Origin of the sequence: Mycobacterium florentinum, assembly GCF_010730355.1 — a bacterium.
Lineage (GTDB): Bacteria > Actinomycetota > Actinomycetes > Mycobacteriales > Mycobacteriaceae > Mycobacterium > Mycobacterium florentinum.
In genome coordinates this window covers 4,502,097-4,524,399 of sequence record NZ_AP022576.1, presented here as the reverse complement: position 1 = coordinate 4,524,399, position 22,303 = coordinate 4,502,097, and the positions used below count along the sequence as shown (strand labels likewise).

Genomic DNA, 22,303 nt, shown 5'->3' with positions numbered 1-22,303 from the left:
GACTCCGCGTCCCCGGCTGGTGATCGTCGATGGGGTGCCGATGTCGGCTGTGGTCTGCGAAGCCCCCGACCCCAAGGCCGTGATCGTGGCCATTCACGGCGGTGGCACCACCGCCGTCTATTTCGACTGCCCGGGCCACCCGTCGTATTCGTTGTTACGCACCGGCGCTGCAGCGGGATTCACCGTGGTGGCACTTGACCGGCCGGGCTACGGCAGCTCGGCGCCCTACCCCGAGGCGATGGTCTCCGGCGACCAACGCGTCAACCTGGCCTACGGTGCGGTCGAGCGCATCATCGGCGAACGACCAAGCGGCGCAGGCCTGTTCGTGATGGGTCATTCGGGTGGCTGTGAGCTGACGATGCGGATGGCCGCCGACGAGCGCGGCGCCGATCTGCTCGGCATCGAATTGGCCGGCACCGGCCGGCACTATCACCCCGCGGCCAGGGAAATACTCAAAACGGCGACCCGCGAACGCCGTCCGTCGGGCATGCGCGACCTGTTGTGGAGCCCGGAGGAGCTGTATCCGCCCGAGGTACTGCGCGGCGCGACGGTGTCACCGTCGGCGCCGGCCTACGAGGACCAGATGGTGTCGGACTGGGCCCGTCAAACGTTCCCGGCGCTGGCCCCCGACGTGCGCGTGCCGGTGCACTTCAGCATCGCCAAGCACGAAAAGGTCTGGCAGGCTGACGATTCGGCAGTCCAGGAAATCACCGCGATGTTTTCCTCCGCTCCGCGCTTCACGGTGCACCGGCAACCCGACGCGGGCCACAACATCAGCCTCGGCCACACGGCCCCGGACTATCACGCGGTGGTTCTCGGGTTCGCCGACGAATGTGTGGCCGCGCGTGCGGCCGACGAGGAGGCTGCCGGATGAAAGTCGGATTCATCGGGTTGGGCAGTCAGGGCGGCCCCATGGCCCGGCGGATCATCGAGGGCGGCTTCGGAACCACGCTGTGGGCACGCCGGCCCGCATCGGTTGAGCCGTTCGCCGACACCTCCGCGGAAATCGCCGCGTCACCGGCCGAACTCGCCGCGGCCAGCGATCTGGTCTGCCTCTGCGTGGTCGGCGAGGCCGATATCGAGGAGATCGCCACCGGCGAGCACGGGCTGATCGCCGGCCTCAAGTCCGACAGCGTGATCGCGGTGCACAGCACGGTGCATCCCAACACCTGCAAGGCGCTGGCCAAAAGGGTTGGTAATAAAGGTGTTTCGGTGATCGATGCGCCGGTTAGCGGCGGCGGTCCGGCCGCCGCCGAGGGCCGTCTGATGGTGATGATCGGCGGCGACACCGGCACCGTCGAGCGCTGCCGTCCGGTCTTCGAAACCTATGGCGATCCGGTCGTCCACCTCGGCGAGCTGGGCACCGGCCAAACCACCAAGCTGCTGAACAACTTGCTGTTCACCGCCAACCTGGGCACCGCGGCCGCCGCCCTTTCGCTGGGGCAGTCCCTCGGCGTCACCGCGGAGCGGCTCGTCGAAGTCGTCTCGCGGGGTAGCGGAAACAGCTTCGCGCTCAATATTATTGGCGGCGAAGGCACTCTGGACCGGCTGGCCGGCCTGGCGGGCACCCTGCTGCAGAAGGACGTCCGGCTGATCGTCGATCTCGCCGAGGCGGCCGCGGCTCGCGCGGGCGCCGTCCTCGATGCGGCCGACGCCGCGCTGACCATGATGGATCACCCGCGTTGAAGATCGGGTTCGTCGGCGCCGGGCGGATGGGCCGCCCGATGGTCGCACGTCTGGCCGCGGCCGGCCACGACGTCCGGGTGTTGGTCCGCGACGCGGATAAGCGGCACGACCTCGAGCAGCTGGGCGCAACCGTGGTGAACGAGGTGACCGACGCCGCCGCGCAGGCCGATGCGGTGGTGCTGTGCGTATTCACCGACGAGCAAGTAGGCCAGGTCTGCCTGGACGGCGCGCTGCTGTCCGCGATGCCGCCGGGCTCGACGCTGGTGGTGCACACCACGACCAGCCCGAAAACGATCGAGGCCATCGCCGCGCGAGCCGACCATGTCGAAGTCGTCGATGCGCCGGTCAGCGGTGGCCCGCACGACATCGCGGCGGGAAGACTCACGCTGTTCGTCGGCGGCACGGATGACGCCGTGGCGCGCCTGCGACCGGTAGTGGCCTGCTATGGCGATCCGGTGCTGCACGTCGGCCCCCGCGGCGCCGGCCAGCGGGTGAAACTGGTCAACAATGCGCTGTTCGCCGGGCACATCGGGCTGCTCGCGGAGTCAATTCGGCTGGGCGAGCGCCTGGGCATCCCGGAATCGACCGTGCTGGACGCGCTGACGCACGGCAGCGCCACCAGCCGGGTGCTGGACATCGTCGCAGCCCGCGGCTCCGTCGCGGGGTTCATCGAGGTCGCCGGGGAATTCGTCGAAAAAGACGTGGCAGTCGTGCGCAGCATCGCCGAAGACCTCGGCAGCGACCTCGGCGCCCTCGATGACATCCTCGAAGCCCTCGATGTCGGCGGAAAGGTCTGACATGACGGCACTTCGGTTCTTCCGGGTTCGCGACGAAAGCGCTACCGTTAGCGTTACAGTCAGGCATTCGATCGTAACGGTTCCAGCCCGCCACAACCTTCGCCGCTGAGGAGCATGTCAGTGACAAAGCCGAAGCTCATCTTCGACCCGTACTCCGAGGACTACTACAACAACCCGTTCGACATATATCGGCGGATGCGCGAGGACGCGCCGTTGTATTACGACGAGAAGGAAGACTTCTACGCGCTGACCCGTCACGAGGACGTCGCGGCGGCGTTCAAAGACTTCGAGACGTATTCCTCGGCACGCGGCTGCGACCTGGCGATGGTGCGCAGAGGCATCTCCCCCGAGCAGAAGTCGATCATCTTCATGGACCCGCCGGAGCACCGCCACATGCGCAGCCTGCTCAACAAGGCGTTCACGCCACGGGCCATTCAGTCGCAGCGCGAGACGATCATCGAGGTGATCGACAAGTACCTGGGCGCTTGCGATCCGGAGCGATTCGACGTCGTGCAGGACTTCTCCGGGCCGTTTCCGGTGGAGGTCATCACCCGGATGGCCGGGGTGCCAGAGGAATACCGGCAGCAGGTGCGGCACTGGATCGACACCAGCCTGCATCACGAGCCCGGGCAGATCGAGGTCAGCGAAGAGGGCATGCAGGCCAACATCGACACCGCGATGTACTACTTCGGCCTGATCCAGGAGCGGCGCGCGGACCCGCAGGACGACATGATCAGCAGGCTGATCGCGGCCGAGATCCCCGGCGAGGACGGACAGTCCCGCAAGCTCGACGACATCGAAATCACCGGCTTCGCGACCCTTTTGGGCGGGGCGGGCGCCGAGACCGTGACGAAGCTGATCGGCAACGCGGCGGTCATCTTCGCCCGCCACCCCGACCAGTGGCAGAAGCTGCAGGACGACCCCGAGAAGATCCCCGGCGCGGTGGAGGAGCTGCTGCGCTATGAGGGTCCGGTGCAGTACAACGTCCGCTACACGCTCAAGGAGGCGCACGTCAGCGGTGGCGTGATTCCGCCGTTCAAGCCGGTGTTCCTGTGCGGCGCCGCGGCCAACCGCGATCCGGAGGCCTTCACGGACGCCGACACATTCGACATCGAGCGCGACCAGACCGAGGCGCAGCATCTCGGCCTCGGGTATGGAATTCACAGCTGCCTGGGCGCGGCGCTGGCCCGGCTGGAAAGCCGGATCGCGCTGGAGCGGCTGGTCGAATTCATGCCGCGCTACGAGGTGGACTGGTCCGGGTGCAAACGGGTGAACATGCAAAACGTCGCGGGCTGGAAGAGCGTGCCCGTCAAAGTCCTTCGATAAAAGGAGGCCACGATGACGAGGAAAATCGAAGTCGATTGGGGACTCTGCGAGAGCAACGGCGTCTGCATGGGCATCAATCCGGAAATCTTCGAGCTCGGTGACGACGACATGCTCACCGTCCACCAAGAAGAGGTCACCCCGGAGAACGAGGCGGACGTCCGCGAAGCCGTCCGTCAATGCCCTCGGCAGGCAATCGCGATCGTCGGAGAGTAGCGGTCAGAATCCGGAGAGGATGACCGCATTGCAGTCGGCGGCCGCCTGGCGCAGTTTCGCCGCCTTCTGGTAGCCCTCGGATTCGTACCACGCGCGGGCCGCGTCGACGGACTCGAACTCCAGCACGATGGTCTGGTCGCCGTGCCAGTCGCCCTCAACGACTTTGGGCGCGGTGTCCACCGCGAGAACGGTGGCGCCGCTCATCGTGCCTCCGGCGGCTTGGGCGTAGGCCTTCATGCCCTCCGGGTCCTTGATGGCCTCGGTGAGGATGACGTATCCCTTCGGCATTGAGTCTCCTTATTTGCCGGTGCATTTCGTTACTTCTCGCTGATGGCCTGCTCGGGACAGCACTCGATGGCCTCCTGGGTGGCCGCTTCCAATTCCGTTGGGACATCGGAATCTATCGCTTCGGCGTATCCGTCGTCGGTGAGGCTGAACACGTCCGGGCAAAGCGTCAGGCACATCCCGTGACCGCGACAGCGTTGGTCGTCTACCCAAACCTTCATGCCAGCGTGAACTCCAGGTGCAATTCGGTGAGGCCACGCAGAATGTAGGTCGGAACATATTGGTAGCGGCGATCATTCGCCGGCCCGTGCACGTCCTCATTGATCCTGATGTCCGTCGTGCGATCCAGCAACCGCTCGATCGCCACGCGGGTTTCGGCCCGGGCCAGCGGCGCGCCGGGGCAGCTGTGGATGCCGCGCCCGAACGAGATGTGCTGGCGGGCGTTCTTGCGGGCCGGATCGAAGGTGGTGGGGTCTTCGAACCGGCGCGGGTCGCGGTTGGCGGCCGCCTGCACGATCATCACGGTGGTGCCGGTCGGCAGGTCGACGCCGCCGACATTGACGGGGCGCCGGTTCATCCGGAAGTCGCCCTTGACCGGGCTCTCGTGACGCAGCGACTCCTCGATGAAATTGGGCAGCAGGCTGCGGTCCTTGCGCAGCTGCGCCTGGATGTCGGGGCGCTCCCCGAGCGTCTGCAGCGCGGCACCGAGCAGCCGCACCGTGGTCTCCTGGCCCGCGGAGAAGACGTTGGCGGCAACACGCGCGACGTCTGCGACCTCCGGCGTCGAACCGTCCGGGAAGGTGGCGGTGGCCAGGCCGGTCAGCACGTCGTCGCGGGGCTCGCGGCGGCGGTCGCAGACATAGTCGGAGAAAAGGCCGTACAGGAATTCCAGCGGACTGTGCGACAGCGACTCCTTGCCGGTGCCCCCGATGCCGCCACCCGCGTGCTCGGCGATGCCCTTGACGAACTTGTCGCGATCTTCCATCGGCACGCCCAGCAGATCGGCGATGACCAACAAGGTGAACGGGCCGGCGAAGCCCTTGATCCATTCGCCGTGCCCGGGCGCCAGGAAGTCGTCGAGCGCCTGGTCGGCCAGCGCCCACATGGCGTCCTCGTTCTCCTTGAGGCGCTTGGGGGTGATCAGCCGCATCAGCAGGGAGCGGTGGTTGGTGTGAGTCGGCGGGTCGAGCGTGGGCAACTGGTCGCTGAACGGCAACTCGTCGCGATGCTCTTCGATCAGGTCGGTGATGTCGCTGCTTTCCAGGCCCTCGAGGCTCACCGGGAAGCCGGGGAACGGGCCGGTCACCGAGATGCAGGAGGACCAGGTCTCGGCGTCGTTCAGCACGGCGCAGGCTTCTTCCCAGCCGGTCACCATCGTGACCCCGTGGTGGTTTTCCCGGGCCACCGGGCACTGCTCCCGCAGCGACTCGTAGTAGGGGTACGGGTCCGCGATGAGCTCTTTGCCGCGGAAGAAATCCAGCTTGGAGAAGTCGTTCGCCATCTTGCTCCGTTCGAATCTCAGCAGTGAGAATGAGCCTCTCAGAGATGAGTATTAGATTTCCACACGGTGTGATCGTCGTCAACGACGGGTGCCGCGATGGGACTGGGACTGGGTAGTGAACTGCCGAAGAGCCCGGGGTTCGGGACCGATCGGCCGCCGGGAATCAGCTGGCAGGGACCAGATCGGCAGCCACCGATGGGCAGGCCAGCAGCCCGCTGCGGAAGCCCTCGGTGTGACCGATCGCGTGCTCGGGCATGGCCGCCGCGGCCAGCGCCTTGCCCTTGAACATCTGGGCGGCCATGCTCAGCCGGTGTTGCACCCGGCCGACGCTGCCATCCAGCTCGGCGGGCCAGGTGTCCCCCCACAGCGTGACCTCGGTGACGCCGTGATCGAGAGCCTGCAAGACGCCTTGCCGAACTCGAGAATCGCACCCGACCAGGTCCGCCGCGGCGGCCAGGGCCTGCGGGCGGGGACGGTCGTCGACCGATTCCAGAGCGCACTCGAGGTCGAGGGTGCGGGCCCCGATGATCTGCAGTGGCCGCACATCCGGGTGGTCGGCCAGGTCGGTGAGCAGGACGGTGACATCCCATCCGGCCATCGACCGGTCGAACAGCCATCCCCCGGCGAACCGCACCACGTCGACCACGCTGGAGGCGACGACATCGAGGCGGTACCTCATGTCGCGCTCAGTGGCTTGCTCAGTGCCTTTTCCGAGGGCGCGAAGTCGCGCGCCAGCGTCTCGGCGTACTGCTTGAACACCTCGGTCAGAGGGATCGATGGATCGAGCAACCATGTGGTTTCCATTCCGTGGACGAAGGCGAGTATCTCCACTGCCTTGATGGTGGGATCTATGTCTGCGCGGTACCGGCCGTCGGCCTGACCATTGCGAATCAGCTCGGCGACGATGTCGACGGCTTGCCGGTGCCGGTCGAGCATGCGGTCGTGCAGCGGGGCGTCGGGAAGGATGTTTTCGACCAGCAGCACCGTGAACGCACCGACCGATTCGGGCGCACGGCTGAATCGGTCGGCCACCGCGGAGATCTGGGCCAACAAGTCGCCGGCCCGGTCGGCGTGCGAATCGTCGTCTAGATCGCGGGCGTCCAGGACCGCGTGCAGCAGCTGCTCCTTGGACGCGAAGTGATGCAGTAGCCCCGCGGGGGTGACGCCGGCCTCGCCGGCGATCTGGGCCAGGGTGGTGTTGCGCCAGCCGTTACGGGTGAGGAGGCGCTGCGCGACCGCGAGGATCCGCTCCTTGCGGTCCTCACCTTTGGCGAGAAGCGTGTCGTAAGGGCGTGCGTCGGGCACCGGACTCCTTTGGCCGATCGGCGGGCTGAACCAACCTAGTGAACACACAGTAGGTAGGTTTGGCCGCTGTGACAAGGGTCTCGGACGGACTCTTAAAAAGTTCTTCGGTCAGGGTTAGGCGACCAGCTCGACCAGGGTGGCGTTGGCCGTGCCGCCGCCTTCACACATGGTCTGCAGCCCGTAGCGAATGCCCCTGTCCCGCATATGGTGCGCCAACCGCGTCATCAGCACCGCTCCCGACGCGCCCAGCGGGTGCCCCAGCGCGATGGCACCGCCCAGCGGATTGACCCGACTCGGGTCGGCGCCGGTCTCGGCAATCCATGCCAGCGGGACCGGCGCAAAGGCCTCGTTGACCTCGAATGCGCCCACCTCCGCCAGCGAGACGCCGGCCTTCTTCAGCACCTTTTCGGTGGCCGGAATGGGGCCGGTCAGCATGAGTATCGGATCCGCGCCGGTGACGGCGCCGGCCCGGTAGCGCACGATGGGCGTCAACCCAAGATTCAGCGCCATCTCCGACGTCATCACCAGCAGCGCGGCCGCACCGTCCGAAATCTGCGAGGAATTGCCCGCGTGGATGACCCCGTCCTCGGCGAACGCGGGCGTGAGCGTGCCCAGCTTCTCCACGGTGCTCCCCCGCCGCACGCCCTCGTCGGCGTTGACGATCGATCCGTCCTCGAGGAACACCGGGACGATCTGCTCGATGAAGGCTTTGGCGTCCTGGGCCGCGGCGGCCCGTTCGTGAGACTGGACGGAGAATTCGTCGAGCTGGGTACGGGAGAAGCCCCATTTCTTGGCGATCATCTCCGCCGACAGACCCTGGTTGAAGGAGAAGTCGTCGTAGCGGGCCAGGACTTTCGGCCCGTAGGGCATGCCGGTCGCCCTGGCCGAACCCAGCGGAACCCGGCTCATCACCTCGACGCCCCCGGCGACGACGACGTCCTGCTGGCCCGACATCACCGCCTGCACGGCGAAGTCGAGGGCCTGCTGGCTGGACCCACAGGCCCGGTTGACCGTCGTCCCGGGGATGCTCTCGGGCCAGCCGGCGGCCAGCACCGCGTAGCGCCCGATGTTGCTGGATTGGTCGCCGACCTGAGACACGCATCCCCAGATCACGTCGTCGACGATGTCCGGGCTGACTCCCGCTCGGTCCATCACCTCGTTGAGGACGATGGCGGACAGGTCCGCGGCGTGCATGCCCGACAGCCCGCCATTGCGCTTTCCGACCGGTGTGCGCACGGCCTCGACGATGACTGTCTCTCGCATGTCTCTACTCCGATTCCTGCTCAGATTTCGATAGCGCCCACCCACCAGTAAACGTCGGTTCCCGTCGCTCGCTGAAGGCGGCGTACGCCGCGGCCGCATCCACTGTCGCAAAATTGCCGATCTGCGCGCGCGCCTCGTTGGCCAGCGCGTCGCGCAGGGTGCTGTCGGCGCCCTCGTTCAGCAGCGCCTTGGTCTGCGCGAGCGCGAACGGCGGCCCAGCCGCCAGTCGGCCGGCAAGCTCGTCGACGAAGGCGTCGACCTGGTCGGCGGGCACCACCCAGGTAACCAGGTTCAGCGCCAGCGCTTGCGCGGCGTCGATGGTCTCCGCCAACAGCGCCAACCGCTTAGCCTGTTGCAGGCCAACGAGTTTCGGCAACAGCCAGGAGCCGCCCAGGTCGATCGACAGTCCCCGCTTGGAAAAGATCTGGGAGAACGTCGATTCCGGCGTCGCCACCACCAGATCACAGCCCAGCGCCAGGTTCCAGCCGGCTCCGACCGCGACGCCCGCCACCTTGGCGACCGTCGGTATCGGCAGCTCGTGCAACGCCAAGGCCACGTCGGTCAGGCGCGCCAGCTTGTATTTCGGGTGGACGTCGTCCGGGATCCCGATGTCGGCGCCGGAGCAAAACGCCCCGCCGGCTCCGGTGATCACCAGCGCGCGCACGCCGCGGTCACGGCCGGCGGCGTGCAGTGCGTCGCGCAACGCGATCCACAACTCGGGGCTGATGGCGTTCTTGCGGCGCGGACGGTTGAGCGTCAGCGTGCGCACCCCGTCGCGGTCTTCGGACAGCAGGACGGGCTCTTCGGTGGACGTCAGTAACTCCTCGGCAGTTTCAGGACATTGGATCCCAGGAAGTTCAGGATCATCTCCTGGCTGACCGGTGCGATCTTCATCAATCGCGCCTCGCGGAAGTAGCGCGCGATGTGGTACTCCTCCGCGTAACCCATACCACCGTGGGTCTGCAACGCCCGGTCCGCGGCGGTGAAACCCGCATCGGCACACAGGTACTTTGCGGTATTCGCTTCGCGCCCACAGGGTTTGCCGTTGTCGTAGAGCCAGGTGGCTTTGCGCAACATCAGCTCGGCGGCGTCGAGACGGGCCAGCGAATCCGCGAGCGGGAACTGCAGGCCCTGGTTCATGCCGATCGGCCGGCCGAAGACCTCACGCTCGTTGCCGTACTTCACCGCTTTTTCGAGCGCCACCCGGCCAATGCCGAGCGCCTCGGCCGCGATCAGCATCCGCTCGGGATTCAGGCCATCGAGGATGTACTGAAATCCCTTGCCCTCCTCGCCAACTCGGTCCTCGACCGGCACCTCGAGATTGTCGATGAACAACTCGTTGGAGCTGACGGCGTTGCGGCCCATCTTGCGGATCGGGCGGATGTCGACACGGCTGCGATCGAGGTCGGTGAGGAACAGCGTCATCCCGTCGGTTTTCTTGGTGACCTCGTCGTAGCTCTTGGTCCGGGTGAGCAGCAGGATCTTGTCGGACTCCATCGCCTTGGAGATCCACACCTTGCGACCGTTGACGATGTACTTGTCGCCGTTGCGCTTGGCGAACGTGGTGATGCGCGAAGTGTCAAGCCCGGCACCGGGTTCGGTGACCCCGAAGCAGACATGCACGTCGCCATTGGCGACCGTGGGCAACGTGCGTGCCTTGAGTTCGTCGGAGCCGTGCACCACGACGGGCTGCATGCCGAAGATCGAGAGGTGGATCGCGCTGGCCGCGTTCATCGCGCCGCCGGATTTGGCGACCTCTTCGAGCAGCAGGGTGGCCTCGGTGATTCCCAGGCCATGGCCGCCGTACTCGGTCGGGATCGTCATGCCCAGCCAGCCGCCGTCGGCGATCGCCTGGTAGAAGTCGGTCGGGAACTCGTGCGCCTGGTCTTTTTCCATCCAGTACTGGTCGTCGAACTTGCGCGCGAGTTCCGCGACCGACTTGCGAATCAGCTCCTGGTCGTCGGTCAGCTCGAAATTCATTCCGCCCACGGGCACCTCCTGTTTGCGCGAGCAGACGCAAAAGCGCCGAAAATTGGCATTTTCACGCGCTTTTGCGTCTGCTCAGCGACACCGGCCGGTTAGTCCTTGTTGCCGGTAAGGGCTTTCGCGTTGGCCGCGAAGTCGGCGAACGACGAACCACCCCTGCTGTCCTTCTCGTGGCCCGCGGCCTTGATGGACACGTCGTGTCCCTCGGCCGCCTTGCGCAGTGCGCCCACCGTGGCCTGCTCGCGGGTGATGTGGGTGAACGGGTCGAACGAGTACCAGCGCATGGCGTTCTCGTAGGTCATCTTGTTGATCTCGTCGTCGGGAACGTCGTTGAGGGACAACACATCCCACAGCTCCTCGGGCGCGCCCGGCCACATCGAGTCGCTGTGCGGGTAGTCGGCTTCCCAGCAGATGTTGTCGATGCCGATCATGTTGCGCAGCGCCACGCCGACCTTGTCACTGATGAAGCAGGTCAGGAAGTGGTCGCGGAAGACCTCGCTGGGCAGCTTGCCCTTGAAGTCCTGGTGCGTCCAGGCGGAGTGCATCTCGTAGGTCCGGTCCGCGCGCTCCAGGAAGTAGGGAATCCAGCCGGTACCGCCCTCGGAGAGCGCGACCTTGAGGTCGGGGTACTCCTTGATCGGCCGCGACCACAACAGGTCGGCGGCGGCCTGCACGATGTTCATCGGCTGCAGCGTGATCATCACGTCCATCGGCGCGTCCGGGGCGGTGATCGCCAGCCGGCCCGACGACCCGATGTGCACGTTCATCACGGTGTCGGTGTCGACCAGGGCCTTCCACAGCGGGTTCCAGTACTCGTCGTGGAAGCTGGGGTAGCCCATCGCGGCCGGGTTCTCGGTGAAAGTCAGCGCGTGCACGCCCTTCTTGGACACCCGCCGCACCTCCGCGGCGCACGCCTCGGCATCCCAGATCACCGGGATTGCCATCGGGATGAACCGCGCCGGGTACGCGCCACACCACTCGTCGATGTGCCAGTCGTTGTAGGCCTGCACCAGTGCGATCGAGAAGTCGTGGTCCTCGGTCGCGAACAGGCGGCCCGCGAATCCGGGGAAGGACGGGAAGCAGATGGACGCCAGAATGCCCCCGGCGTTCATGTCCTTGACCCGCTCATCGACGTTGTAACAACCCGGCCGGATCTCGTCGAGCCCGGTCGGCTCGATGCCGTATTCCTCCTTCGGCCGGCCGGCGACCGCGTTGAGGGCCACGTTCGGGATGACGGTGTCGCGGAACTTCCACATGTCCGAGCCATCGGAGTTGTGCACCAGCCGCGGTGCGTCGTCCTGGTACTTCTTCGGCAGGTTGTTCTTGAACATGTCGGGTGGCTCGACGGTGTGGTCGTCGACGCTGATCAGCATCATGTCTTCTTTGTTCATGAGCTTGCCTCTCCATCGGATCCACGTGCAGTCTGCTTCGGGGACATTGGCTGCCGGCTCGCCCCGTTACCTTTGAAAACTAGCTTCTCGCCAAGTGAGAATCAACATCCACCGGGCCGGCCGGGCAAATGCGGACACTGTTCCGGTATACGCCATATCGGCGTGGATCGCCCCCTCACGTGCGACTAGGCGATCACGGAAAGGCCAGCATCTGGGTTGGAACTGGAGAAAAAACCAAAAATTTGTTCGGGATCGGCCGGACAATGTCGCCCGAGCCGGCGATTACCCGGCTCGAAGCGGCGAGCGAGTCGGCCAGCTGCGGGTCACTACCCGCTGGCATTGACCAACCGAGCGAATCGTGCAAGTCTGTTAGTTGCAAATGAGAATATGATTCTCTTTCACCGAGAGGAAGCCGTCGATGCGCTTGCCGCCGCTGCCCGCGGATCAGTGGGACGAGGCTACCCAGCAGGCGCTCTCGGCGATGCGTGGCGCGGACACCAACAACGCGCTGTCCACCCTGGCGCACCACCCGGCACTGGCCAAGGCGTTTCTCCGGTTCAACGTCCATCTGTTGATGACATCCACGCTGCCCACCCGCATCCGCGAACTGGCCATCCTGCGAGTCGCGCACCGTCGCGAGTGCGCCTACGAGTGGTCTCACCACGTCAGCATGGCCAAGGACGAAGGCATCACCGACGAGCAGATCGCCGCCGTCCGCCGGGGCGAGGCGTCCGACGAGTTCGACCGCACAGTGCTGACCGCCGTCGACGAGCTGGACGAGAAATCGCAGCTGTCCGACGAAACGTGGGCGGCACTCGGCGAGCGCCTCAATGACCAGCAACGCATGGATTTCGTTTTCACGGTCGGCTGTTACGCCCTGCTGGCCATGGCTTTCAACACTTTCGGCATACAGCTCGAGCACGACTAGACGGATCAGAGAGGTAGAACCGTGGCTCACTTCCCCAAGCCGGCCGCCGGCAGCTGGACAGAAAACTACCCCGACCTGGGCACCGCGCCGGTCGACTACACCGACTCGATCGACCCGGCGTTCTTCGAGGCCGAACGCGAGGCCGTCTTCAAGAAGACCTGGCTCAACGTCGGCCGGGTCGAGCGACTCCCCAAGACCGGCAGCTACTTCACCCGGGAACTGCCGTCGGCCGGCAAGGGCACGTCGGTGATCATCACCAAGACCAAGGACGGGACCGTCAAGGCCTACCACAACGTCTGCCGCCACCGCGGAAACAAGTTGGTGTGGAACGACTTTCCCAACGAGGAGACCTCAGGCACCTGCCGACAGTTCACCTGCAAGTACCACGCCTGGCGCTACAGCCTCGACGGCGACCTGACCTTCGTCCAGCAGGAAGACGAGTTCTTCAACCTGGACAAGGGCAACTACGGCCTGGCAGCCGTTCGTTGTGAGGTGTGGGAAGGCTTCATTTTCATCAACTTCGACGACAACGCGGCGCCGCTCATCGACTACCTCGGGCCGCTGGCCAAGAGCATCGAGGGCTACCCCTTCGGCGAGATGACCGAGACCTACTCCTACCGGGCCGAGGTCGGCAGCAACTGGAAGCTGTTCATCGACGCGTTCGTCGAGTTCTACCACGCGCCGATCCTGCACCAGGGGCAGTACACCAAGGAAGAAGCCGCCAAGATCCAGAAGTACGGCTACGAGGCGCTGCACTACGAGCTCTCGGGGCCGCACAACCTTCAGTCGACCTGGGGTGGACAGGCGCCGCCCGCGGACATGTCCATGGTCAAGCCCCTGGACCAGGTGCTGCGCAGCGGGCTGTTCGGACCGTGGGACAAGCCGGAGATCATCCAGAACCTGGAACTGCCGCCAGGCGTCAACGTCAAGCGGGTGCCGCAGTGGGGCATCGACTCGTGGCTGTTCTACCCGAACTTCATGCTGCTGATCTGGGAGCCGGGCTGGTACCTGACCTACCACTACTGGCCGACCGCGGTGGACAAGCACATCTTCGAGTCGTCGCTGTACTTCGTGCCGCCGAAGAACGCCCGGGAACGCCTGGCTCAGGAGTTGGCCGCCGTGACGTTCAAGGAGTACGCGCTGCAGGACGCCAACACCCTGGAAGCGACGCAGACCATGATCGGCACCCGGGCCGTCAAGGAGTTCCTGCTGTGCGACCAGGAAGTCCTGATCCGCCATCTGCACCACACGACCGCCAACTTCGTCAAGGAGCACCAGCGCAATGTCGCTACCGTCTGAATTCGCCGCCCTAGAGCCGTTTTTGGAGTGGGATCTGGCCACCGAGCCCGAGCGCTACGCCAAGCGACTGGCCTCGACGATGCCCCAGATGCAGGCGTTCTACGACGTTGCGTTCCCCAAACTGAACGACGTCATCGCGTACTGCGACCAGTTCCCGCTGGACGACCTGCCCGACGACGCGAAGACATTGATGCACATGATGCAATCGTTGGTCATGGTGTCCTTCCCGATCGAGGCATGGAAACAACCGCGCGTCCCCGACAGCGGCGCCGCGTGGGTTGAAGTGCTCCGGGAACCGGTGATCTGAGCGGTGCTGACGCTCAAGGCCGCCGGACTGCTCGACGTCGACGCCGGCGAGATCGTTCGGCCGGGCATCGTCACGATCGAGGACGACCGGATCGTCGGCGTCGGGAGTTCGGGCCCGACGGGCCCAGAAGACACTGTCGTCGATCTCGGCGATCAGATCCTGTTGCCGGGCCTGATGGACATGGAGGTCAACCTGCTGATGGGCGGGCGCGGCGAGACGCCCGGGCTGTCCCAGGTGCAGGACGACCCCCCGACGCGAGTGTTGCGCGCGGTCGGTAATGCCCGGCGCACGCTGCGCGCCGGCTTCACCACCGTGCGCAACCTGGGCCTGTTCGTGAAGACCGGCGGCTACCTGCTCGACGTCGCGCTGGGCAAGGCGATCGACGCGGGCTGGATCGAGGGGCCGCGGGTGGTGCCGGCCGGGCACGCCATCACGCCGACCGGCGGGCACCTGGACCCGACGATGTTCGCCGCATTCATGCCGGGCGCACTCGAGCTCACCGTCGAAGAGGGCATCGCCAACGGAGTCGACGAAATACGCAAGGCCGTGCGCTACCAGATCAAACATGGCGCCCAGTTGATCAAGGTGTGTGTCTCCGGCGGCGTCATGTCGTTGACCGGTGAGGCTGGCGCACAACACTATTCAGATGAAGAACTGCGCGCGATCGTCGACGAGGCGCACCGGCGCGGGCTGCGCGTCGCGGCGCACACGCATGGAGCGGAAGCGGTCAAACACGCGGTCGCGTGCGGTATCGACTGCATCGAACACGGCTTCCTGATGGACGACGAGGCCATCCAGATGCTGGTCGACAACGACCGGTTCCTGGTGACCACCCGCAGGCTCGCCGAGGCGATGGACGTGTCCCGCGCTCCGAAAGAGTTGCAGGACAAGGCCGCCGAGATGTTTCCCAAGGCAAAGACGTCGATCAAGGCCGCCTACGAAGCCGGGGTGAAGATCGCGGTCGGCACGGATGCGCCGGCGATCCCGCACGGCCGCAACGCCGATGAGCTGGTCACCCTGGTCGACTGGGGCATGCCGCCGCTCGCGGTGCTGCGGGCGGCCACGGTCGTCGCGGCCGAGCTGATCAACTCGACCGACCGGGGCCGGCTGGCGCCGGGTCACCTGGCAGATATCATCGCGGTACCGGGAAACCCGTTGGAAGACATCACGGTTACCCGCAACGTCAGGTTTGTCATGAAAGGCGGCAAGGTCTATGTCAACCAGAACTGAGGATCTGGTCGAGATTCAGCAGCTGCTCGCTCGCTACGCGGTCACCATCACTCAAGAAGACATCGAAGGTCTGATCGGCGTGTTCACGCCCGACGGGACCTACAGCGCCTTCGGTTCCACCTACCAGCTGGACAGGTTTCCCGAGCTGGTGGCCGCGGCTCCAAAGGGCTTGTTCCTCACCGGAACCGCCTTGGTGGAAAACCTCGACGGCGACTCGGCGAGCGGTACGCAACCGTTGTGCTTCATCGATGGCTCCACGCACGACATGCGCATCGGCTACTACCGCGACACCTACTCGCGGACCGCGGACGGGTGGCGGCTGAAAACCCGCGCCATGACGTTCATTCGGCGCAGCGGCGTGCACGACTCCGGGCGCCCGCACGCCATCGGCCGCCCCACGCCGTGAATGTCGAGGAGTTCCGGTCGGGTCTGCGTAAGTGGCTCGACGAGAACGACTTAACGCCGGGGCCCGACCACTCGCTGCAGGGCCATATGGTGCAGTTCCGTCGGGTCAGCCGGGCGCTCTTCGACGCCGATTGGATGCGCTACGGCTGGCCTGTCGAGGTCGGCGGATTGGGCGGCCCCGCGGTGCTGCGCGCGATCGTCGGCGAAGAGGTGGTGGGCCGCCGCCTTGCCGAGCCCGGCCCGTATTCGATGCTCGAGGTGCTCGCACCCACGATGATCGACTATGCCCCCACGGAACTCGCCGCCGAAATGGTGCCGCGGCTGCTGCGCGGTGAAGAGCAATGGTGCCAAGGCTTTTCCGAGCCGGGCTCCGGCAGCGACCTGGCATCGCTGACGACCCGGGCGGTCCAGGACGGCGACAACTGGATCGTCAACGGACAGAAGGTCTGGACCAGCTTCGCGCAGTTCTCCACCCGCTGCATCCTGCTCACCCGCACCGGGCCCGGCCATGACGGCATCACCGCGTTCTTCGTCGACCTGGACACCCCCGGCATCACCGTGCGTCCGCTGCGCACGATGCACGGCGTCGACGAGTTCTGCGAGGTCTACTACGACGACGTGGCGATCCCGGCCAGCCGGATGCTCGGCCAGCCGGGCGACGGGTGGCGCCTGGCGATGGACCTGCTGCCCTACGAGCGCTCCAGCTGTTTCTGGCAGCGCATCGCCTATCTCTACTCCCGATTCGACGCGCTCATCGCCGAAGTGTCCGGCGGCAGCAAACACGGCGGCCACGACGAATATGAGCTGGGCGCATCATATCTCGCGCTGCACACGCTGCGTTGCCGCTCCCGCGCCACCCAGCACCGGCTAGGCGACGGCGCACGCCTGGGTCCCGACACGTCCATCGACAAGGTACTGCTGGCCTCCGCCGAACAACAGCTTTACGACACCGTGCGCAACCTGCTGCCCGGCACCCTGGAGCTCGACGAGACGCCGTGGCGCTCGGAGTACCTGTACTCGCGCGCGTCGACCATTTACGGCGGCACCGCCGAGATTCAGCGCAACATCATCGCCCGCCGGCTGCTCGACCTCGGGAAGGAGTGATCGTGGACCTGACCTCAGACTCCGAGGAACTGCAGCTGCTGACCGAGTCGGTACGCACCGCAATGACCGATCCTTCCCTGGCCTCCGGGCCTAAGCTCGATGCGGCGTTGACCGACCTCGGCTGGCACGACATGCTCGACGAAATCCCGGATTTCGCAATACCTCTGGTATTTCGACTGCTCGGCGAGACCGGTGCGCATGCGCCGGTGCTCAACGACGTGGTGCTGCGCGCGGCCGGAAAGGAACCGGGCGGTGTCACCCCGCTTCCGTTCGCGGGAGACGCCTGGGTGGTGTGGAAGCGCGAAGACATTCCAAGTTCGGCGATCGACGACGTGTTACCCATACATCCTGTCGCAGAGGGTGATTCGGCAGCGCAAGCCGGGCTCGCCGCGGGGCGGCGGGCGCTGGGCTGGTGGCTGGTCGGCTCCAGTCGCGCGATGCTCGCACTTGCGCGCCAGCACGCCCTGGATCGTGTCCAGTTCGGCCGCCACATCAGCTCGTTTCAGGCGATCCGGCACCGACTGGCCGAGACGCTGGTTGCGATCGAGGGCGCCGAGGCGACCCTGCAGGCCGCCACCACGGCAACCGACGACGCGGACGACCTGGCCAGCCTGCTGGCCAAGGCCGCGGCAGGTCAGGCGGCGCTGACCGCGGCATGCCACTGCCAGCAGGTGCTCGGTGGTATCGGATTCACCGCCGAACACCAGCTGCACTGCCACATCAAACGCTCGCTGATCCTCGACAGCCTGCTCGGCAGCGCCCGCGAACTGACCTTACAGGCCGGAATCGCGTTGCGGGCCAAAGGATCTGCACCACGACTGGTGCAGCTGTAGCGCCTGCGGGTCGCGCACGCAGCCATACTGCCTAGTATTGGCGTACATGCGCTACCCCGTAGAACATCGAAATCAGGCCGGCGTCGCCGCGGTGATCCTGGGCGGTGTCGCGCTGGCCACCTGCTGGCTGCTGATCGGGGTGCCCCTGGGTATCGCGGCGCTGATCACGGGTGACATCGCCCGGCGGCGAGCCAGTCGCGGTGAGGCGACGAATCCCCGGGCCGCGATGGCGGGCATGGTGTTGGGAGTGGTGGCGATCATGGCCGGGCTCATTGCCATCGGCTACTACTCCTGGCTGGACTCCCAGGATCCGGACCGTTTGCAGCGGTGCCTGGACAATCCCGCCACCAACAACTGCTAACCGCGGGGCAGGCCGAGGACTCGTTCGCCGATGATGTTGCGCTGAACCTCGGACGTGCCGCCGGCGATGGTCGCGGCGAAGGTGCGGGCGTACCGGTCGAACCAGCTGCCGTAGTGGCTGTCCAGGTTCAGCGGGGCGAATGGCGCGGTAACCCCACGCAACACCAATCCCTCGCCCCCCTTGGCGTGCAGCGCGTCCTCGCATGCGCGCTGCATCGCTTCCGAACCGAGCAGCTTGAGCACCGACTGGGCCGGCACATCCTCTTCACCGCGCGCGGCCTTGGCCAAGGTCGCCGACCCCAGCAGCCGCATCGCGAAGAAATCCATCACCAGGGTGGCGTAGCGATCGCGCTGCACCGCGCCCGAAGGAGTGGACTCGACGGTCAGCGCGTGCAGCATGTCGGCGTAATCCAGCCACAGCATCGCGCGTTCGTGGCCGAGAGAACCCGTCGCGACTCGCCAGCCCGCGTTGAGCTCCCCCACCAGGTTCTCGGCCGGCACTCGCGCGTCGGTGAAGAAGACCTCGTTGAAGTCGACGTCTTCGATGTCTCCCACCGAGGCGAACGGACGGCGGACCACGCCGGGGGTGTCGGTCGGAATCAGTAAAGCGCTGATGCCCTTGTGTTTCGGCGCATCGGGATCGGTGCGCACGAACGTCAGCAGAACGTCGGCGTGATGGGCACCCGATGTCCACACCTTCTGGCCGTTGACGACGAAGTGGTCGCCGTCGAGCACGGCGCGCGTCTTCAGCGAGGCGAGATCGGAGCCCGCACCAGGCTCGCTCATCCCCAGCGACGCGGTCATCTCCGCGCGCAGGATCGGCACCGCCCATCGCTGCTTTTGCTCCGGCGTTCCGAACGACAGCAACGATGCCGCGATGATGCCCACACCCTGCGGATTGAAACTTTGATAGATCCGCCGCCGCGACAACTCCTCCAGGTACACGTACTGCTGCAGCAGGGTGGCGTTACGCCCGCCGAACTCCGGCGGGTTCCCGGGCAGCAACCAGCCGTTGTCGAACAGCAGCCGCTGCCAGCGGCGGGCCCAGTCCGGAATGTCCGAACTCGATTGCGGCCGTTCGCCCGTCTCCGCCGCGTCGAGAGGATTCGCGTCGAGGAAGGCCGCGAATTCCGCACGGAACTCCTCGACGTCGGTGTCGAACGTCAGCTGCACAGCACTCCCCTGAGATTCGCTAGCGCGTAGATCGTCGGTAGATCCGGGTTTCCACCGACGGTGCGGTTCACTCTTGCGATTCCGCTCCTATACACACGTGTACGAGAATAGTATTCTCGTGGCAAGAAAGTTACAATCTCCGACACATGCTCCGTGAGGGGGTCGAGCGCAGCGATGTCACGGCGTTCTCCGGTAGAGTCCAACCATGTTCTCCCCTCGCGGCAATCGTCCGAGCCTTCCGTGACCAATCCAAGCGAAGAGCCGGCCTGGAAACAGCGCGCCGTCGAGCGATCAATCAAGACCGCCAAACTGCGTGCGGCGCAGCGCGTCCAGCGCTTCCTCGACGCGGCCCAGGCCATCATCATCGAAAAGGGCAGCACGGACTTTACCGTCCAGGAGGTCGTCGACCGCTCCCGCCAGTCGCTGCGGAGCTTCTACCTGCAGTTTGACGGTAAGCACGAGCTACTGCTCGCGTTGTTCGAGGATGCGCTGAGCCGCTCGGCCGATCAGATCCGGGCCGCCACCGAAAGCCATTCCGATCCGCTCGAACGGCTGCAGGTTGCCATCGAGCTGTTGTACGAGGCCTCGCGACCGGACCCCACGGCCAAGCGCCCGCTGTTCACCGACTTTGCCCCACGGTTGCTGGTCACACACCCGGCCGAGGTCAAGATCGCCCATGCGCCGCTGCTGGCATTGCTGACCGAGCTCATGGAAGCGGCCTGCGACGCAGGCAAGTTGCGTGACGGGCTCAATCCCCGCCGCATTGCTGCCATGACGATGCAGACGGTCATGTTCATCGCGCAGTCCAGCGGGGGCAACGACGACGCGACGATTCATCCGATCACCGCTGATGAGGTGTGGGACTTCTGCTCGGCCGGATTCGTCGGCTAGCACTCGCCCCCTCCCCCGTCCGCCCGCCATCCTGACCTGAGCAAATAGCGCACGTGATTTGCCCGGTGAGAATCAGATTCTCTAATATCTAGAACTGCAGATAGCCAAAACGGATTCGTCGTTGACACTCGTTGCCGGGTGCCGGTTCGATCAACAGATTGAGGTAGTGATGACTGGACGTGTTGAAGGCAAAGTCGCTTTCGTCACCGGGGCGGCGCGTGGCCAGGGTCGCGCACATGCGGTGCGGTTGGCCCAGGAGGGCGCCGACATCATCGCGGTCGACATCTGCAAGAAGATCGACACCGTGGATCTGATCGCCGCCTCCACGCCGGAGGACCTGGCCGAGACCGCGGACCTGGTGAAAGCACAAAACCGTCGGATCTACACCGCCGAGGTCGACGTGCGTGACTACGACGCGCTCAAGGCCGCTGTGGACACCGGCGTCGAGCAGCTCGGCAAGCTCGACATCATCGTCGCCAACGCGGGCATCGGCAATGGCGGTCAGACGCTGGACAAGACCAGCGAAACCGACTGGACCGCCATGATCGACATCAACCTCGGCGGCGTCTGGAAGACCGTGAAAGCCGGTGTGCCGCACATTATTTCGGGTGGCAACGGCGGGTCGATCATCCTGACCAGCTCGGTCGGCGGGCTGAAGGCCTACCCGCATACCGGCCACTACGTTGCCGCCAAGCACGGTGTGGTGGGCTTGATGCGCACCTTCGCCGTCGAGCTCGGCGCCCAGAACATCCGCGTCAACTCCGTGCACCCGACCAACGTCAACACCCCGCTGTTCATGAACGAGGGCACGATGAAGCTGTTCCGTCCCGATCTGGAGAATCCGGGCCCCGAGGACATGAAGGTCGTCGGCCAGCTGATGCATACCCTGCCGATCGGCTGGGTCGAGCCCGAGGACATCGCCAACGCGGTGCTTTTTCTGGCGTCCGACGAGGCGCGCTACATCACCGGCGTGACACTGCCCGTTGACGGCGGCAGCTGCCTGAAGTAGCGGCTAGAACGGGCTGCTGTTGTTCTGCCACTCCGCCTCTTCGGGTCGCGGCCCGTACCGGCGGGCGTAGTCCTCGTGCATCCGGGCATTTTTCTGGCGATTGATCACGTCGACCAGGTTCGGGTCCAGACCGTGGACTGCCAATCGGTGCCGACGCCAAACCTTGTTCAGCGCAAAGTTAATGACCAACGCCCAGGCGTAGAGCGGCACGGTCATCTCCGTGTGCACGTAGAGCGAGGCGGGCAGTAGCCAGAACGGGGCGAGCACGAACAAGGGCGGGATCGCCCACCTGATCATATGGCGGCGGATGGCGCCCGGGCCGGCCAGGTCGTTCGCGACCCAGCTGCGCATCGAGTCGGGCAGACGCCGACCGTAGGCATAGCCGATGCGCTGCCAGAGATTGGGTTTCGCGGCGGTCATGGTGGCTCCTCAGGGTGGACGTCAGGATTTTAGTGCGCCCGCCGCCACGGCGGCGGCGTTGATTCGGGTCAGGACCTGATGCAGGTTCTCGAGTTCGGCCAGTTCGACGCCCAGCCGCGCGACAACGGCGGGCGGAATCTCGAGTGCGCGCTCGCGCAACGCGATTCCGCGTTCGGTCAACGTGACATCGGTGGCCCGTTCGTCTGCGGCATTCTTGGCGCGGCTGATCAGGCCCAAGCCCTCCAACCGTTTGAGCATCGGCGACAGGGTGGCGGAGTCGAGCTGCAAGGCGGCGGCAATCTGCTTGACCGACAACGGAGTCTCGTTCGCCGCGGAAGTCTTGTGGTGATCCCACAGCGCCAGCATCACCAGATACTGCGGATGAGTCAGGCCCAGCGGCTCCAACAGCGGCCGATACACCGCCAGCACCGCACGGTTGGTGGTCGCCAGCGCGAAACACACCTGGTGCTCGAGGGCGAGCGGATCGATCTCGCGTGCGGTCAGGCTGGCCATCTTTCGATAGTATTCGAATAGTTAGTGCCCTATCTATATGAGTCCTCTCACACTCGATGGGACCGCGAATCGGTCCTT

The 22,303-nt window shown here is 65.6% G+C and carries 27 protein-coding genes; 15 read left to right on the top strand and 12 right to left on the bottom strand.

Annotated features, from left to right (window positions below; all coding sequences use genetic code 11):
- The first annotated feature begins 40 nt into the window (after positions 1–40).
- The 5 genes from G6N55_RS21530 to G6N55_RS21510 all read left to right on the top strand — a co-directional run bounded on the left by G6N55_RS21530 (position 41) and on the right by G6N55_RS21510 (position 4,022).
- Positions 41–874: an alpha/beta hydrolase gene (locus G6N55_RS21530; protein WP_085223990.1), complete on the top strand. Its 834-nt coding sequence runs from the start codon at positions 41–43 to the stop codon at positions 872–874.
- A complete protein-coding gene (locus G6N55_RS21525; RefSeq protein ID WP_085223775.1) occupies positions 871–1,686 on the top strand; it encodes an NAD(P)-dependent oxidoreductase in 816 nt (271 codons plus the stop codon). The genes G6N55_RS21530 and G6N55_RS21525 overlap by 4 nt, the downstream gene beginning before the upstream one ends.
- A complete protein-coding gene (locus G6N55_RS21520; RefSeq protein WP_085223773.1) occupies positions 1,683–2,483 on the top strand; it encodes an NAD(P)-dependent oxidoreductase in 801 nt (266 codons plus the stop codon). Before G6N55_RS21525 ends, G6N55_RS21520 begins: the two co-directional genes overlap by 4 nt.
- Before the next feature lie 120 nt (positions 2,484–2,603).
- Positions 2,604–3,809 (top strand): cytochrome P450, encoded by a 1,206-nt coding sequence (locus tag G6N55_RS21515; protein WP_085223771.1) that lies wholly within the window; start codon positions 2,604–2,606, stop codon positions 3,807–3,809.
- 12 nt (positions 3,810–3,821) lie between these two features.
- On the top strand, positions 3,822–4,022 hold the full coding sequence (locus G6N55_RS21510; protein WP_085223769.1) for a ferredoxin: 201 nt from the start codon (positions 3,822–3,824) through the stop codon (positions 4,020–4,022).
- Positions 4,023–4,025: 3 nt separating this feature from the next.
- Here the strand turns inward: G6N55_RS21510 and G6N55_RS21505 are convergent, their stop codons facing one another.
- The 9 genes from G6N55_RS21505 to G6N55_RS21465 all read right to left on the bottom strand — a co-directional run bounded on the left by G6N55_RS21505 (position 4,026) and on the right by G6N55_RS21465 (position 11,753).
- A complete protein-coding gene (locus tag G6N55_RS21505; protein WP_085223767.1) occupies positions 4,026–4,310 on the bottom strand; it encodes a DUF1330 domain-containing protein in 285 nt (94 codons plus the stop codon).
- Between the two features lie 29 nt (positions 4,311–4,339).
- Positions 4,340–4,528 (bottom strand): ferredoxin, encoded by a 189-nt coding sequence (locus G6N55_RS21500; protein WP_085223765.1) that lies wholly within the window; start codon positions 4,526–4,528, stop codon positions 4,340–4,342.
- A complete protein-coding gene (locus G6N55_RS21495) occupies positions 4,525–5,808 on the bottom strand; it encodes a cytochrome P450 (protein ID WP_085223763.1) in 1,284 nt (427 codons plus the stop codon). Before G6N55_RS21495 ends, G6N55_RS21500 begins: the two co-directional genes overlap by 4 nt.
- Before the next feature lie 163 nt (positions 5,809–5,971).
- Positions 5,972–6,487: a hypothetical protein gene (locus G6N55_RS21490; protein ID WP_085223761.1), complete on the bottom strand. Its 516-nt coding sequence runs from the start codon at positions 6,485–6,487 to the stop codon at positions 5,972–5,974.
- On the bottom strand, positions 6,484–7,113 hold the full coding sequence (locus G6N55_RS21485; RefSeq protein ID WP_085223759.1) for a TetR/AcrR family transcriptional regulator: 630 nt from the start codon (positions 7,111–7,113) through the stop codon (positions 6,484–6,486). Before G6N55_RS21485 ends, G6N55_RS21490 begins: the two co-directional genes overlap by 4 nt.
- Positions 7,114–7,227: 114 nt before the next feature.
- Positions 7,228–8,376, bottom strand: a complete 1,149-nt coding sequence (locus G6N55_RS21480) for a thiolase family protein (RefSeq protein ID WP_085223757.1) — start codon at positions 8,374–8,376, stop codon at positions 7,228–7,230.
- A gap of 4 nt (positions 8,377–8,380) precedes the next feature.
- Positions 8,381–9,193, bottom strand: coding sequence for an enoyl-CoA hydratase/isomerase family protein (locus G6N55_RS21475; protein WP_085223988.1), 813 nt, complete (start codon positions 9,191–9,193; stop codon positions 8,381–8,383).
- The gene (locus G6N55_RS21470; protein WP_085223986.1) at positions 9,190–10,356 is read right to left on the bottom strand and encodes an acyl-CoA dehydrogenase family protein; all 1,167 of its coding nucleotides are present in this window, start codon (positions 10,354–10,356) and stop codon (positions 9,190–9,192) included. Before G6N55_RS21470 ends, G6N55_RS21475 begins: the two co-directional genes overlap by 4 nt.
- 98 nt (positions 10,357–10,454) lie before the next feature.
- Positions 10,455–11,753 (bottom strand): amidohydrolase family protein, encoded by a 1,299-nt coding sequence (locus G6N55_RS21465; protein WP_085223755.1) that lies wholly within the window; start codon positions 11,751–11,753, stop codon positions 10,455–10,457.
- A gap of 418 nt (positions 11,754–12,171) precedes the next feature.
- Here G6N55_RS21465 and G6N55_RS21460 point away from each other — a divergent pair, with 418 nt between their 5' ends.
- From G6N55_RS21460 to G6N55_RS21425, 8 genes are all read left to right on the top strand, one after another.
- Positions 12,172–12,681, top strand: coding sequence for a carboxymuconolactone decarboxylase family protein (locus tag G6N55_RS21460; protein ID WP_085223754.1), 510 nt, complete (start codon positions 12,172–12,174; stop codon positions 12,679–12,681).
- 21 nt (positions 12,682–12,702) lie between these two features.
- Positions 12,703–13,980 carry an aromatic ring-hydroxylating oxygenase subunit alpha gene (locus tag G6N55_RS21455; protein WP_085223752.1) on the top strand — a complete coding sequence of 426 codons (1,278 nt, stop codon included), beginning with the start codon at positions 12,703–12,705 and terminating at the stop codon, positions 13,978–13,980.
- The gene (locus G6N55_RS21450; protein WP_085223750.1) at positions 13,964–14,287 is read left to right on the top strand and encodes a hypothetical protein; all 324 of its coding nucleotides are present in this window, start codon (positions 13,964–13,966) and stop codon (positions 14,285–14,287) included. The genes G6N55_RS21455 and G6N55_RS21450 overlap by 17 nt, the downstream gene beginning before the upstream one ends.
- A gap of 3 nt (positions 14,288–14,290) precedes the next feature.
- Positions 14,291–15,517, top strand: coding sequence for a metal-dependent hydrolase family protein (locus G6N55_RS21445; RefSeq protein ID WP_085223748.1), 1,227 nt, complete (start codon positions 14,291–14,293; stop codon positions 15,515–15,517).
- Positions 15,501–15,923, top strand: a complete 423-nt coding sequence (locus G6N55_RS21440) for a nuclear transport factor 2 family protein (RefSeq protein WP_085223746.1) — start codon at positions 15,501–15,503, stop codon at positions 15,921–15,923. Before G6N55_RS21445 ends, G6N55_RS21440 begins: the two co-directional genes overlap by 17 nt.
- The gene (locus tag G6N55_RS21435) at positions 15,920–17,026 is read left to right on the top strand and encodes an acyl-CoA dehydrogenase family protein (protein WP_085223744.1); all 1,107 of its coding nucleotides are present in this window, start codon (positions 15,920–15,922) and stop codon (positions 17,024–17,026) included. Before G6N55_RS21440 ends, G6N55_RS21435 begins: the two co-directional genes overlap by 4 nt.
- A gap of 62 nt (positions 17,027–17,088) precedes the next feature.
- Positions 17,089–17,859 (top strand): acyl-CoA dehydrogenase family protein, encoded by a 771-nt coding sequence (locus tag G6N55_RS21430; protein ID WP_085223984.1) that lies wholly within the window; start codon positions 17,089–17,091, stop codon positions 17,857–17,859.
- A 46-nt stretch (positions 17,860–17,905) separates the two neighbouring features.
- Complete coding sequence (locus tag G6N55_RS21425) at positions 17,906–18,220, top strand: DUF4190 domain-containing protein (RefSeq protein ID WP_085223742.1); 315 nt, start codon at positions 17,906–17,908, stop codon at positions 18,218–18,220.
- On the opposite strand, the gene G6N55_RS21420 is transcribed toward G6N55_RS21425, so the two are convergent.
- Positions 18,217–19,392 carry an acyl-CoA dehydrogenase family protein gene (locus G6N55_RS21420; protein ID WP_085223740.1) on the bottom strand — a complete coding sequence of 392 codons (1,176 nt, stop codon included), beginning with the start codon at positions 19,390–19,392 and terminating at the stop codon, positions 18,217–18,219. The two genes, G6N55_RS21425 and G6N55_RS21420, sit on opposite strands and share 4 nt — an antisense overlap.
- A 240-nt stretch (positions 19,393–19,632) precedes the next feature.
- Here G6N55_RS21420 and G6N55_RS21415 point away from each other — a divergent pair, with 240 nt between their 5' ends.
- Both G6N55_RS21415 and G6N55_RS21410 read left to right on the top strand, forming a co-directional pair.
- On the top strand, positions 19,633–20,283 hold the full coding sequence (locus G6N55_RS21415) for a TetR/AcrR family transcriptional regulator (RefSeq protein ID WP_085223738.1): 651 nt from the start codon (positions 19,633–19,635) through the stop codon (positions 20,281–20,283).
- Positions 20,284–20,452: 169 nt separating this feature from the next.
- Entirely contained in the window at positions 20,453–21,292 is an 840-nt protein-coding gene (locus G6N55_RS21410; protein WP_085223736.1) for a mycofactocin-coupled SDR family oxidoreductase, read from the top strand.
- 3 nt (positions 21,293–21,295) lie between these two features.
- On the opposite strand, the gene G6N55_RS21405 is transcribed toward G6N55_RS21410, so the two are convergent.
- Positions 21,296–21,712, bottom strand: coding sequence for a DUF5313 domain-containing protein (locus tag G6N55_RS21405; protein WP_085223734.1), 417 nt, complete (start codon positions 21,710–21,712; stop codon positions 21,296–21,298).
- A gap of 21 nt (positions 21,713–21,733) precedes the next feature.
- Entirely contained in the window at positions 21,734–22,225 is a 492-nt protein-coding gene (locus tag G6N55_RS21400) for a MarR family winged helix-turn-helix transcriptional regulator (protein ID WP_085223732.1), read from the bottom strand.
- Positions 22,226–22,303: the final 78 nt, after the last annotated feature.